The following is a 13779-nucleotide window of genomic DNA, read 5'->3' as shown; positions in this document are numbered from 1 at the left end:
TGCCAGGATGGTCACGATGCGTCTACCCACGTTGCGCCGGACCCGGAACGCGGAACCGGGCTCAGTCCTCGGCACCGCGCGCCTCGACCGCCGGACGAAGCGGCTGGTCGGCCGGCTCCGTCCCGGGGACATCGCGGTCATCGACCACGTCGACCTGGACCGGGTGGCGGCCGACTCGCTGGTCGCCGTCGGGGTCGCCGCCGTGCTCAACGCCAAGCCCTCGGTCTCCGGGCGGTACCCGAACCTGGGCCCCGAGGTGCTGATCTCCGCCGGTATCCCGCTCCTGGACGACCTCGGCGAGAGCGTCTTCGAGCAGATCCGCGAGGGCGACCAGGTCCGGATCGAGGGGAACACGGTCTACGTCGGCGAGGAGCCGGTGGCGCACGGCGCGCTCCAGGACGCCGAGACGGTGGCCAAGTCGATGGCCGACGCCCGGGAGGGGCTGTCGGTGCAGTTGGAGGCGTTCGCCGCCAACACGATGGACTACCTCAAGCAGGAACGCGACCTGCTGCTCGACGGCGTCGGCGTACCGGACATCGAGACCCAGGTCCAGGGCCGGCACTGCCTGATCGTGGTACGGGGATACGACTACAAGGCCGACCTGGACGTGCTGCGCCCGTACATCCGGGAGTTCAAGCCGGTGCTGATCGGCGTGGACGGCGGCGCCGACGCGCTGGTCGAGGCGGGCTACACCCCCGACATGATCATCGGTGACATGGACTCGGTCACCGACGACGTGCTGCGCTGCGGTGCCGAGGTGGTCGTGCACGCCTACCCGGACGGCCGGGCGCCCGGCCTCGCCCGGGTGACCGCCCTCGGGGTGCCGGCGATCACCTTCCCGGCCGCGGCCACCAGCGAGGACCTGGCCATGCTGCTGGCCGACGAGAAGGGCGCCTCGCTGCTGGTGGCCGTCGGCACCCACGCCACCCTGGTGGAGTTTCTCGACAAGGGCCGGGGCGGCATGGCCTCGACCTTCCTGACCCGGTTGAAGGTAGGCGGCAAGCTGGTCGACGCCAAGGGGGTGAGCCGGCTCTACCGCCAGGGCATCTCCGGTTCCTCGCTGCTGCTGCTGGTCCTGTCGGCGGTGGCCGCGATGGCCTCCGCGGTGGCGGTCTCCACGGTCGGGAAGGCGTATTTGGGCGTGGTCTCCGAATGGTGGGACAATTTTGTGTTCCAACTCGGCCAGCTCTTCTAGCCCCCGACCGATCAAGAGGCTGCAAGCGTGATCAATTTCCGCTACCACGTGGTGTCCCTGACCGCGGTCTTCCTGGCGTTGGCGATCGGCCTGGTGGTCGGCACGGCCGCCCTGAACGGGCCGGTCGCCGACTCGCTCAAGGAGAACGTCAACGCGCTGCGCAAGGACAACCAGCAGATGCGCCAGACGGTCAACAGCCTCCAGAAGGAACTGGACATGGAGGAGGACTTCGCCGCCGAGACGGCGCCGCTCATCCTCCCCGGCAAGCTGGCCGGCCGCCGGGTGCTGGTGGTCAGCCTGTCCACCGGCCGGGAGCACACCGAGGGCGTGGTGAAGATGCTCCAGCTCGCCGGGGCCAATGTCACCGGCCGCATCGACATCCAGGACAAGTTCATCAGCCCGGACAGCGCGACCAACAACAACCTGCTGGAGTTGGCCGTCACCGCCGCCCGCCCCAACAGCGTGCCCACCGGCAACCTGCCGGGCAACGGGCACGGCGTGGAGACCTCCAGCGCCCTGCTGGCCAGCGTCCTGCTGGACCGGCCGGCGGGCAGCCCGCCGGTCACCGACGCCGATCGGAAGGTGGTTCTGCAGACGTACGCGACCGCCGGGTACCTCACCTCGGAGAACAACAAGGTCGCGGGGCCGGCCGAGGCGGTCGTGCTGGTCACCGGGCAGCCGTACGTCGACAAGGACTCGGCGAAGAAGGACGAGTCGGTGGTGAAGATCGCCGAGCAGTTCGACCACAACGGCGCGCTCGTCGTCGGCGGCATGGGCTCGGCCGGCGGCAACGTGGTCGCCGTGGTCCGGGGCGACCCGGTGCTCTCGCAGACCATCTCGACCGTCGACAACGCCAACACCGTGCAGGGTCAGGTCGTCACCGCGCTCGCCCTGGTGCAGCAGCTGACCGAGAAGAAGGCCGGCCAGTACGGTGTCGGGGACAACGCCGCGGGCGGGCTGCTGCCTAAACTGCCGCAGTGACCGAGCGGGCGTCCGCTCTGCACCGCGTCGCGCTGGGTATCCGGATCGGAGGAGTCGCGTGAGACTGGGTCGGCTGCTGGCCGTCGGCGCGGGGGCGGTAGCCGCCCGCTACGTGCTGCGGGCGGTGGGTACATCGCCGGGCGCGCCGGCGCTCGAGCGCACCAACTTCCGCGGTCGCACAGTCACCCTGGCCGCCGGTCCGGCCCTGGCCGTCGGAGCCGCCACCGCGGGCGCACTCGGCGCGGGCAGCGCCCCTGCCGGCGCCGCCGCCCTGGTCGCCGGCGTGGGCGCCGGCACGGTCGGGCTGTACGACGACGTCGTCGGCGCGCGGCCCGAGCAGAAGGCGGCCAAGGGCTTCGCCGGGCACCTGGCCGCGCTGCGCGAGGGCCGGGTCACCGCCGGGCTCGTGAAGATCGTCGGGGTGGGGGCGGCCGGCCTCGGCGCGGCCGCGCTGCTCGCCGCCGACCGCCGGGTCGCCGCCCATCCCCGCCGGCAGCGCGCCGGCGCCTTCGGCCGCGGGCTGGACGTGCTGCTCGGCGCCGGCGTGGTGGCCGGCACCGCCAACCTGGTCAACCTGCTCGACCTGCGCCCCGGCCGGGCGCTCAAGTCGGGGATGCTGCTCGGCACGCCGCTGTCCACCGGCCCGTACGGCGGCATCGCCGCGGGCGCGGTCGGGGCCGCCGCCGGGCTGATCCGCGACGACCTCGACGAGCGGGTGATGCTGGGCGACAGCGGCGCGAACGCGCTCGGCGCGCTGCTCGGGGTGAGCCTGGCCGCGCGTACCGGGCCGCTGGGCCGGGCCGGCGTCCTCGCCGTGCTCGCCGCCCTCACCGCCGCCAGCGAGAAGGTCAGCTTCACCCAGGTGATCCAGCAGACCCCGGGGCTGCGGGAACTCGACGCGCTGGGCCGGCTCGACGACTGACGTGACGAAACCGGCCCCCCTCGCCGGCACCGGCCGGGTGGCCGGAGCGGCCGCACTCATCGCCGTCCTCACCGTGGTCAGCCGGCTCGCCGGCTTCGGCCGGACCGCCGTCTTCACCTGGACGCTCGCCCCCACCGACCTCGGTGGCGCGTACGTGGTGGCGAACAACCTGCCGAACTTCATCTTCGAGATCGTGGCGGGCGGGGCGCTGGCCAGCCTCGTCGTGCCGCTGCTGGCGGCGGCGGCCGACCGGGGCGACCGGCGGGCCGTGGCCGCCACCACCGGTGCCCTGCTCACCTGGGTGCTCGCCCTGCTGGTGCCGCTGGCCGTGCTGGTCGCGCTGCTCGCCGACCCGCTGGTCGCGCTGCAGGGCTCCGGCCTCAGCGAGGTGCAGCAGCAGGCCGGGGCGCGGATGCTGCGGCTGTTCGCGCCCCAGCTGCCGCTGTACGGCGTCGGCATCGTGCTGACCGGCGTGCTCCAGGCGCACCGGCGGTTCGCCTGGCCGGTGATCGCCCCGCTGCTATCCAGCGTCACCGTCATCGCGGTGTACCTCGGCTTCACCGCCGTGGAGGGGCGACTGGCCACCGTGGCGACGGTGGGCGGGGGTGGTGAACTGCTGCTCGCCGGCGGCACGACACTCGGCGTGGTGGTGCTCTCGCTCTCCCTGCTCGTCCCGCTGCGCCGGCTGCGGCTGCCGCTGCGGCCCGGCTTCCGGTTCCCCGCCGAGGCCCGCGCCCGGGTCGGTGCGTTGGCCGTCGCCGGGCTGGTGACCGTCGCCGCCCAGCAGGTCGCCCTGATCGTGGTGCTCAACCAGGTCTCCTACGGGTCGAAGGCCAACCCGGGCATCTACAACATCGCGCAGACCATCTACTTCCTGCCCTGGTCGGTGCTGGCCGTGCCGCTCGCCGTGGCCGCGTACCCGACCCTGGCGGCAGCCCGGGCGGCCGGCGACGAGCGGACCTACCGAGCCACCCTGGCCCCGGCGGTGCGTGGGGTGGTGCTGTTCAGCCTGCTCGGCGCCGCCGCGCTGGTCGGCACGGCGATCCCCGTCGGGCACTTCTTCTTCGCGCCCGAGGCCGCCGGTACGGCCGCAGCCGCGATCGCCGGTTTCGCCCCCGGTCTGCTCGGCTACGGCCTGTTCGCCGTCCTCACCCGGGCCCTCTACGCCCGGGGGGAGACCCGCTCGGCGACCGCCGCCACCGCGGTCGGCTGGCTGACCGTGCCGGTCCTGGCGGTCCTGCTCGGGCATCTGATGCCGTTGGCCGACCGGGTGCTGGCGGTGGCCCTCGCCACCTCCGCGGGCATGCTGCTGCTCGGCGGCCTGCTGATCGCCGCCGTGGTCCGCTCCGCCGGCCGGGCCGCCCTGGCCGGCGTCGGTCGGGCCGGGGCCGCCGGCCTGCTCGCCGCTGCGGTCGCGGGGCTCGGCGGGGCCGCCACCGCCCGCTGGCTCGCCGGCCTCGGGACCCCGACGGCAGCCGGGGCGCTCGTGCAGGGCATGCTGTCCGGGGCCGTGGTCGGCGCCCTGTTCCTCGCCGTAGCCTGGCTGACCGATGCGCGGGACGTGCGGCCGCTGCTCACGGCCGTGACCCGTCGGCTCGGGCGGCGACGGCCGGCTGCCGCCGACACGCCGGAGGAGCAACGCCCCCCGGAGCGGGGCGACGGGAAGGAGACTCTTACCCGGTGAGCGCGAGGAGTGGCCGGGTTTGCGAGCCCCGCAGTCGCGAACGGAGGGGGCGCACGGTGAGCGCGAGGAGTGAGCCGGGTTTGCGAGCCCCGCAGTCGCGAACGGAGGGGGCGCACGGTGAGCGCGAGGAGTGAGCCGGGTTTGCGAGCCCCGCAGTCGCGAACGGAGGGGGCGCAATGACGGACGCCTCGTCGGCGCTGCGGTGGCCCGGCTCGGTCGCCCTGGTGCTCGCCTCCAGCACCGGCGGGGTGGGCCAGCACATCCGCTCGGTGGCCCGCGGCCTGACCGCCGCCGGCGCGTCCGTGCTGGTCTGCGGCCCGGCCGCCACCCAGGACCAGTTCGACTTCACCGGGGTGGGTGCCCGGTTCGCGCCGGTGGAGATCCCGGCCAGCCCCACCCCGGCCGACGCGCGGGCGGTCGCCGCGCTGCGCCGGGCGCTGTCCGGCGCCGAGGTCGACGTCGTGCACGCCCACGGGCTGCGGGCCGGCCTCGTCGCCGTCCTCGCCCGGCCGGCCGCCCCGCTGGTGGTCACCTGGCACAACGCCGTCCTCGCCGGCGGGCTGCGCGGCCGGCTGTCCCGGCTCGCCGAGCGGATCGTGGCCCGCTCCGTGCGGGTCGCCCTGGGCGCCTCCGACGACCTGGTGGCGCGGGCCGCCGCCCTGGGCGCCGCCGACGCCCGCCTCGCCCCGGTCGCCGCGCCGACACTGCCTCCGCCGCGCCGCCGCCGGGCCGCCGTCCGCGCCGAGTTCGGGGTCGCCGCCGACCGCCCGCTCATCCTCTCCGTGGGCCGGCTGCACCCGCAGAAGCGGTACGACATCCTGGTCGACGCCGCCGCCCGGTGGCGTACCCGGCACCCGGCGCCGGTGGTGGTGATCGCCGGCAGCGGGCCCGCGTACCTCCAGCTCGCCGCGCGGATCTCGGCCGCCCGGGCCCCGGTGACCCTGCTCGGGCACCGCACCGACGTGGCCGACCTGCTCGCCGGCGCCGACCTCGCCGTGGTGACCAGCGACTGGGAGGCCCGGCAGCTGTTCGCCCAGGAGGCGTTGCGCGCCGGCGTACCGCTGGTGGCGACCGCCGTCGGTGGCCTGCCGGACCTGGTCGGCGACGGCGCGGTGCTGATCCCGCCGGGCGACGTCGACGCGGTGGACACGGCGGTGCGCGCCCTGCTGGACGACGAGGCCGGGCGGGCCGACCTGGCCCGCCGCGGCGCCGCCCGGGCGGCGACCTGGCCGACCGAGGCGGACACGGTGGCCACCCTGGCCGCCCTCTACGCCGAACTGGCGCCCGAGCTGTCAACGGGGACCCGGTGATGCTGCGTCGACTGACCCCGGTCCTGCTGACCCTGCTGGTGGTGGTGCTCGGCGTCACCGCGCTGACCGCCCGGCCGCAGCACGGCAGCCCCGGCCGCAGCGCCGACTTCGTGGTGCTGGCCGGGGTGGCCGGGCTGCGCTGGGACGACGTGGACCCGGAGACCACCCCCACGCTGTGGCGGATGGCGGAGGAGGGCTCCATCGGCTCCCTCTCGGTACGCTCCGCGCACCGGCCCACCTGCCCGGTCGACGGCTGGCTCACCCTCGGCGCGGGCAACTTCGCCGCCTGGAACGGCAGCCGCCCGGCGGGTGGCTGCCCGGCCGCCGGAGTGACCGTCGAGCGGCCCGACAGCATCGGCGCCAACCTGCCCGACCAGGAGAGCGTCGTCGCGTACAACCAGGACAAGCTCGCCTGGGGGGCCACCCCGGGCGCGCTGCCCGAGTCCGTGCGCTGCTCGGTGGCGGTCGGGCCGGGTGCCGCGGTGGCCGCCGCCCGCCCGTTCGGCCGGGTCGACCGGTACGAGCCGGTCCTGCCCGCCGCTCCGGCGCGGCTGCTCGGCTCGTGCGTGCTGAGCATCGTCGACCTGGGCAGCGTCGACGGCGAGAACCCGGCGACCCGGGCCGCCCAGGCCCGGCAGGTGGACGCCCAGCTCGCCCGGGTGCTCGCCGCCCGGCCGCCCCGCTCGGCGGTGCTGGTCGCCGGCGTCGGCGACACCGAGGCGCCGTCCCGGCTGCAGGTGGCCATCGCCCACGGTCCGGGCTGGGAGCAGGGCTGGCTGACCTCGCCGAGCACCGGCCGGGAGGGCTACCTGCAACTGGTCGACCTGGCCCCGACCGCCCTGGCCGCGCTGGGCCGGCCGATGCCCGAGCGGCTCTTCCTCGGCCGTCCCGCCGTCTCGGTCGGCGGCCGGCCGGACGACCTGCGTACCGCGATCGACGCGCCGGCCAACGCGGACCGCGAGGCAGCCGCCCAGCGCCGCGTCGCCGGCTGGTTCTTCGGTCTGCTCGCCGCCGCCCAGGTGGCCCTCGCCGTCGCGGTGCTGCCCCTGCTGCGCCGGGCCCGCCGGCATGCCGGCCCGCACGGACCCGAACCGGTGTCCCGGCGGGTGGTGGCGGTCGTGGAACTGCTGCTGATCGCCGCCGCGCTTGCCGTGCCGGCCGCCCTGCTCGCCGATGCGGCGCCGTGGTGGCGGGGGGAGTACGCCGGCTGGTGGTTCGGCCTGGTGACCGTCCTGCTGATCGTCGGTGGCACGGCCGCCGTCCGGCTCAGTCCGGGCTACGAGCGCACCCTCGGCCCGCTCGGCGCGGTGGCCGGCCTGGCCGCGCTGGTGGTCGGGGTGGACGTGCTCACCGGCTCCCGGTTGCAGCTCAACGGCGTGGTCGGATACTCCGCCCTGGAGGGCGGCCGGTACACCGGGCTGGGCACCGTCGGGCTCGGCGTGTTCGTCGCCGGCTCGCTGCTCTGCGGGGGCTGGCTGGCGCAGCGCGTGCCCCGGGCCTGGCGCCTGATGGTGATGGTCGCGGTCGGCGGCGCCGCCGTGGTCGTCGTGGGCAGCCCGTACCTGGGGGCGGACTCGACCGGCGCGATCGCGCTCACCGCCGGGGTGAGCGTCGCCGCCGCGATCTGCACCGGTGGCTGGCTGACCGTGAGCCGGCTGGCCTGGGCCACCATGGCCGCGCTGGCGCTGACCATCGGCTACGCGGTCGTCGACCTGCGCCGGCCGGCGGTCGAGCGGGGCAGCGTCGGCCGTTTCCTGGCCGCGCTCGGCGACGGCACCGGCGGGCTCACCGTGCACCGCTCCAGCGCCGCCAACCTGCAGACCCTGGTGGACAGCCCGCTCACCGTGCTGGCCCTGGCCGGCGCCGCGCTGGTCTGGCTGGCCCTGCTCCAGCCCTGGGGCGGGCTGATGCGGCTGTTCGGCATCTACCCGGCGATCCGGGCGGCGATGGCCGGCACCGGCGTGGCCGCCGGCATCGGCGGAGTGCTGGGCGGTTCGGCGCTGGACGTGGCGGGGGCGGCAGGTGCCCTGGTGGTGCCGATGGCGGCCCTGGCGGCCCTGCGGGTGCTCGACCATTCCACCGACCGCACCCAGCCGGGCAGCGGCCGGCCGGGCGACGAGAGCGGGCTGCGGCCGGCCGGCCCCGGTGACGACGGGCGCCACTCCAGGAGCGGGCACCCGCCCCGAACCGCCGAGCCGGGCGCCGACGACGGCGGCAGTTCCGACGCCTCGGAAACCGACGAGGGCACGCGGGCCCGGGCCGAGGCGCGCCCGGCCCGGGTGCCCGCCCCGGCCCGTCCGGCATCGACGGAGGTCCCCACGGTGTGAGCCGGACCCGGCTTCACGTGCGCCGACGCCGGGTGCCGCGCCGGTCCGGGCCGGGAAACGTGTTACCGTGGAATCCCGTGGATCGCGTGATCACTTCGGTGGTCGGCACGGCGGTTCGCACGACCGCTACGGACGACACGGGAGCAGGCCTTGGCCCCTTCAGCACGGACGACCAGGCACATTTTCGTCACCGGGGGCGTCGCCTCCTCGCTGGGTAAGGGCCTCACCGCCTCCAGCCTCGGCAACCTGCTGACCGCGCGCGGGCTGCGCGTGGTGATGCAGAAGCTCGACCCGTACCTCAACGTCGACCCGGGAACGATGAACCCGTTCCAGCACGGCGAGGTCTTCGTCACCGAGGACGGCGCCGAGACCGACCTCGACGTCGGCCACTACGAGCGGTTCCTCGACCGGGACCTGTCCGGCAAGGCGAACGTCACCACCGGGCAGATCTACTCGGCCGTGATCGCCAAGGAGCGGCGCGGCGAGTACCTCGGCGACACCGTCCAGGTCATCCCGCACATCACCAACGAGATCAAGTCGCGGATCCTCGGCATGGGTGAGCCGGACGCCGACGGCCAGGTGCCCGACATCGTGATCACCGAGGTCGGCGGCACGGTCGGCGACATCGAGTCGCTGCCGTTCCTCGAGGCGATCCGTCAGGTCCGCCACGACCTGGGCCGGGACAACTGCTTCTACCTGCACGTCTCGCTGGTGCCCTACCTGGCGCCGTCCGGCGAGCTGAAGACCAAGCCGACCCAGCACTCGGTGGCGCAGCTGCGCAGCATCGGTATCCAGCCGGACGCCCTGGTGCTGCGCTGCGACCGGGACATCCCGGACAAGGTCAAGGAGAAGCTCTCCCTCTATTGCGACGTGGACCGGGAAGCGGTCACCGCCGCCCCGGACGCGCCGAGCATCTACGACATCCCCAAGGTGCTGCACCGTGAGGGCCTCGACGCGTACGTGGTGCGCCGGCTCGGCGTCTCGTTCCGTGACGTCGACTGGTCCCGCTGGGACGACCTGCTGGACCGGGTGCACCAGCCGCAGCACACGGTGACCGTGGCGCTGGTCGGCAAGTACGTCGACCTGCCCGACGCGTACCTGTCGGTGAGCGAGGCGATCCGGGCGGCCGGTTTCGGCCACCGGGCCCGGGTGCAGCTGCGCTGGGTGCCGAGCGACGACTGTGTCACCCCGGCCGGGGCGGCGGCCGCGCTGGCCGGCGTGGACGGCATCGTCATCCCGGGCGGGTTCGGCGTCCGCGGCATCGAGGGCAAGATCGGCACTGCCCGGTACGCCCGGGAGAACGGCGTCCCGCTGCTCGGCCTCTGCCTCGGCCTGCAGTGCATGACCATCGAGGTGGCCCGCCACCTGGCCGGCCTGAACGGGGCGAACTCGCTGGAGTTCGACGAGGAGGCCCGGCACCCGGTCATCGCCACCATGGCCGACCAGGAGGACATCGTCGCCGGCAAGGGCGACCTGGGCGGCACCATGCGGCTCGGGGCGTACCCGGCGAAGCTGGCCGAGGGCTCGCTGGTCGCCGAGGCGTACGGCAGCACCGAGGTCAGCGAGCGGCATCGGCACCGGTACGAGGTGAACAACGCCTACCGCGACCAGCTCACCAAGGCCGGCCTGCAGATTTCGGGCACCTCGCCGGACGGGCGGCTGGTCGAGTTCATCGAGCTGGACCGGAAGCTGCACCCGTTCTTCGTGGCCACCCAGGCGCACCCGGAGCTGAAGAGCCGGCCGACCCGGCCGCACCCGCTGTTCGCCGCGTTCGTCAAGGCCGCCGTCGCGTACTCCCAGGCCGACCAGCTTCCGGTCGACCTGGCGACCGCCCCGCCGGAGGCCGCGGCCGCGAAGGCGAGCCGCAACGGCGCCGCCGCCGCGGCGAAGGCGACGTCCGCGTCGTGAGCGAGCGAGCCAGCAGGTGCAGCGGCGCGGCGCCTCGCGCCGCCGTGGAGCGGAGCGAGGGGGCGGCGTGAGCGCGGTCGAGCACCGGTACGAGGTGACCGCGCACCGGGAGATCTGGTCCGGCAGGATCTTCCAGGTGGTCAGCGACGACGTCACCATGCCGGGCGGCGGCACCGCGGCCCGCGACTACGTCACCCACGTCGGCGCGGTGGCCGTGGTGGCGCTCGACGACGCCGGCCAGGTGGTGCTGATCCGGCAGTACCGGCACCCGGTCGGCCGGCACCTGTGGGAGCTGCCGGCCGGGCTGATGGACGTCAGCGGCGAGGACCTGGCCGCCGCGGCGGCCAGGGAACTGGCCGAGGAGGCCGACCTGACCGCCGGGACCATCGACGTCCTGGTCGACCTGCACAGCTCGCCCGGCTTCTCCAACGAGGTAGTCCGGGTCTTCCTGGCCCGCGATCTCGCCGACGTGCCCGCCGATCAGCGGCACGATCGGCGCGACGAGGAGGCCGACCTGCAGGTGGTCCGGGTCGGGCTCGACGAGGCGGTGCGGATGGTGCTGGCCGGCGAGATCACCAACGCGGCCTGCGTGGCCGGGGTGCTCGCCGCCGCCCGGGCCCGGGAGACCGGCTTCACCGAGCTGCGCCGGCCGGGGGCGCCGCTGCCCCGCTGAGCCGGATCGGACAGACGGCGGGGCCGCGCGGTGGTGACACCGCGCGGCCCCGCTCGTCGATGCCGGCGCTCAGTCGCGCAGCGGGCGTCCCTGGCCGTCGACACCGCCGTTGACCAGGATCAGGATGCCGTCGACGAGGCCCCAGATCGCGCCGAAGCCGCAGGTCACGAAGCTCACGATGAGCTGGATCACGGCCGTCTTGGTGTCGCCCATGTAGAACCGGCCGGCACCGATACCGCCAAGGAGGATCTGCAGAATGCCCGCGACGACCTTGCTCTTGTCGGAGACGCCCTGCGGGGGGTACTGCTGGTAAGGAGTGGTCATGAGCGGACACCCTAGTGATCCAGAGGCGTCCTGTCCGCACTGGCACTCCATCGGTGGGACGATGTTTATCCAAAAGTGTCCTGACGGCTGAGGCGGTCTTCGCCGCCCAGCCCGGTTCATGCCTGACACATCGTCAGGACCGCCGGGCACCGGATGTCACTGTGCTGCCCTCCGCGGAGTTCGCACGGGCCTAGACTGCCGCCGGCGGGACCGGTGGACTGCGTCGGCAAAGGGGCCGCCGCGGCGCCGCAGCCGGGGTGAGCAGCCCCGAAGGAAGGTGTCTGCATCGTGAAGGTCGGAATCCCCCGCGAGGTCAAGAACCACGAGTACCGGGTGGCGATCACGCCCGCGGGCGTCAACGAGTTCACCCGCCACGGCCACGAGGTGTTCGTCGAGTCCGGCGCGGGCGTCGGTTCCAGCATCACCGACGACGAGTTCACCGCCGCCGGCGCGAAGATCCTGCCCACCGCCGACGAGGTCTGGGACGCCGCCGAGCTGGTGCTCAAGGTCAAGGAGCCGATCGCCGAGGAGTACCACCGGATGCGCGAGGGGCAGGTGCTCTTCACCTACCTGCACCTGGCCGCCTCCCGGGACTGCACCGACGCGCTGCTCGACCGCAAGGTCACCGGAATCGCGTATGAGACCGTCGAGCTGCCCGACCGCTCGCTGCCGCTGCTCGCCCCGATGTCCGAGGTGGCCGGTCGGCTCGCCCCGCAGGTCGGCGCCTTCTACATGATGCGCACCGGCGGTGGCCGGGGCGTGCTGCCCGGCGGCGTCTCCGGCGTGTACGCGGCCAAGACCGTGGTCATCGGCGCCGGCGTCTCCGGCATGAACGCCGCCGCCATCGCGCTCGGCATGCAGTCCGAGGTGCTGCTGCTCGACAAGAACGTGGCCCGACTGCGCCAGGCCGACGCCATCTACCGCGGCCACCTGCAGACCGTCGCCTCCAACGCGTACGAGATCGAGCGGGCCGTGCTCGACGCGGACCTGGTCATCGGCGCGGTGCTGGTCCCCGGCGCGAAGGCGCCGAAGCTCATCTCCAACGAACTGGTCTCCCGGATGAAGCCGGGCAGCGTGCTCGTCGACATCGCCATTGACCAGGGCGGCTGCTTCGAGGACTCACGTCCCACCACGCACGCCGACCCGGTCTACAAGGTCCACGAGTCGATCTTCTACTGCGTGGCGAACATGCCCGGCGCGGTGCCGAACACCAGCACCCACGCGCTGACCAACGTCACCCTGCCGTACGCCCTGGAGTTGGCCAACCGCGGCTGGCGGGAGGCGCTGCGGGTCGACCCGGCGCTCGCGCTGGGCCTGAACACCCACGCCGGTCACGTGGTCTACGGCCCGGTCGCCGAGGCGCACAGCATGGCCGTCCTCCCGCTGGCCGACGTCATCGGTTGAGAGGCGACAGCCTGACCAGCACAGTGGACGAGGCCGGCCCGGGCGAGCAGCCCGCGCCGGCCCTGCGCCGTGCCGTCCGGGGCTACCTGGACCATCTCACCGTCGAGCGGGGACTCTCCGCGAACACCCTCGCCTCCTACCGCCGCGACCTGGAGCGCTACCTGGACACCCTGGCCGCCGCCGGGGTGACCGACCTGGCCGCCGTCGGCGCCGCCGAGGTGGAGAGCCATCTCGCCCGGCTGCGGGCCGGTGACGCCGAGCACCCGCCGCTGGCCGTGTCCTCCGCCGCCCGCGCCGCCAGCGCCGTCCGCGGCCTGCACCGCTTCGCGCTGCGCGAGGGCCTGGCCGGCGCCGATCCCAGCCGCGACGTCCGCCCACCCACCCCGCCCCGCCGGCTGCCCCGCGCCCTGCCGGTCGAGGACGTGCTCCGGCTGCTGGAGACCGCCGGCCCGGTCACCGCCGCCGGCGACGCGGCGCCCCGCGCGCTGCGCGACCGGGCCCTGCTGGAGTTCCTGTACGGCACCGGGGCGCGCATCTCCGAGGCGGTCGGCGCCGCGGTGGACGACCTGGACCTTGACGAGGGCACGGTGCTGCTGCGCGGCAAGGGCGGGCGCACCCGGCTGGTCCCGATCGGCGGGTACGCCGTCGAGGCGCTGCGCGCCTGGCTGGTCCGGGGCCGTCCGGCGCTGCTCGCCGCCGGGCGGGGCACCCCGGCCGTCTTCGTCAACGCCCGCGGTGGACCGCTGACCCGGCAGAGCGCCTGGGCCGTCCTACGCCGCGCGGCCGAGCGGGCCGGCCTGCCGGTGGACGGCCCCGGCGCGGTATCCCCGCACACCCTGCGCCACTCCTACGCCACCCACCTGCTCGACGGCGGCGCCGACGTCCGGGTGGTGCAGGAACTGCTCGGTCACGCCTCGGTGACCACCACCCAGGTCTACACGTTGGTCACTGTGGACCGGCTGCGTGAGGTGTACGCGACCGCCCACCCGCGGGCACGCGGCTGACCGGTGGCGGGCGGCCCGGAGCCGCCGGCCGGCCGACACGCCGACCC

The 13779-nt window shown here is 74.7% G+C and carries 11 protein-coding genes; 10 read left to right on the top strand and 1 reads right to left on the bottom strand.

From position 1 onward, the window contains the following. Window positions 1-16: 16 nt before the first annotated feature. From steA to ACGF4F_RS27450, 8 genes are all read left to right on the top strand, one after another. Complete coding sequence (steA, locus tag ACGF4F_RS27485) at window positions 17-1195, top strand: putative cytokinetic ring protein SteA (RefSeq protein WP_357441619.1); 1179 nt, start codon at window positions 17-19, stop codon at window positions 1193-1195. A 27-nt stretch (window positions 1196-1222) separates the two neighbouring features. Continuing rightward, complete coding sequence (locus ACGF4F_RS27480; protein WP_387424449.1) at window positions 1223-2176, top strand: copper transporter; 954 nt, start codon at window positions 1223-1225, stop codon at window positions 2174-2176. A gap of 58 nt (window positions 2177-2234) precedes the next feature. Then, on the top strand, window positions 2235-3098 hold the full coding sequence (locus tag ACGF4F_RS27475) for a hypothetical protein (RefSeq protein ID WP_393081679.1): 864 nt from the start codon (window positions 2235-2237) through the stop codon (window positions 3096-3098). Window position 3099: 1 nt separating this feature from the next. Continuing rightward, on the top strand, window positions 3100-4782 hold the full coding sequence (murJ, locus tag ACGF4F_RS27470; protein WP_393081676.1) for a murein biosynthesis integral membrane protein MurJ: 1683 nt from the start codon (window positions 3100-3102) through the stop codon (window positions 4780-4782). Between the two features lie 176 nt (window positions 4783-4958). After that, on the top strand, window positions 4959-6092 hold the full coding sequence (locus ACGF4F_RS27465; RefSeq protein WP_357441614.1) for a glycosyltransferase family 4 protein: 1134 nt from the start codon (window positions 4959-4961) through the stop codon (window positions 6090-6092). Beyond that, window positions 6092-8419, top strand: a complete 2328-nt coding sequence (locus tag ACGF4F_RS27460; protein ID WP_393081672.1) for a hypothetical protein — start codon at window positions 6092-6094, stop codon at window positions 8417-8419. The genes ACGF4F_RS27465 and ACGF4F_RS27460 overlap by 1 nt, the downstream gene beginning before the upstream one ends. 150 nt (window positions 8420-8569) lie before the next feature. Beyond that, window positions 8570-10327: a CTP synthase gene (locus tag ACGF4F_RS27455; RefSeq protein WP_393081669.1), complete on the top strand. Its 1758-nt coding sequence runs from the start codon at window positions 8570-8572 to the stop codon at window positions 10325-10327. A gap of 67 nt (window positions 10328-10394) precedes the next feature. Further along, window positions 10395-11000: an NUDIX hydrolase gene (locus ACGF4F_RS27450; protein WP_357441609.1), complete on the top strand. Its 606-nt coding sequence runs from the start codon at window positions 10395-10397 to the stop codon at window positions 10998-11000. A 69-nt stretch (window positions 11001-11069) separates the two neighbouring features. Here ACGF4F_RS27450 and ACGF4F_RS27445 read toward each other — a convergent pair whose 3' ends face one another. Further along, on the bottom strand, window positions 11070-11324 hold the full coding sequence (locus ACGF4F_RS27445) for a TM2 domain-containing protein (protein WP_393081666.1): 255 nt from the start codon (window positions 11322-11324) through the stop codon (window positions 11070-11072). Between the two features lie 288 nt (window positions 11325-11612). Here ACGF4F_RS27445 and ald point away from each other — a divergent pair, with 288 nt between their 5' ends. Then, the gene (gene ald / locus ACGF4F_RS27440; protein WP_393081663.1) at window positions 11613-12728 is read left to right on the top strand and encodes an alanine dehydrogenase; all 1116 of its coding nucleotides are present in this window, start codon (window positions 11613-11615) and stop codon (window positions 12726-12728) included. Beyond that, window positions 12725-13732 carry a site-specific tyrosine recombinase XerD gene (locus ACGF4F_RS27435; RefSeq protein ID WP_393081660.1) on the top strand — a complete coding sequence of 336 codons (1008 nt, stop codon included), beginning with the start codon at window positions 12725-12727 and terminating at the stop codon, window positions 13730-13732. The genes ald and ACGF4F_RS27435 overlap by 4 nt, the downstream gene beginning before the upstream one ends. The last annotated feature ends 47 nt before the right edge of the window (window positions 13733-13779 follow it).

The sequence above is a fragment of the Micromonospora sp. NPDC047740 genome (assembly GCF_043204735.1).
GTDB lineage: Bacteria > Actinomycetota > Actinomycetes > Mycobacteriales > Micromonosporaceae > Micromonospora.
Note: the sequence above shows the minus strand (reverse complement) of the source record. Positions and strands in the feature narration are given on the sequence as shown.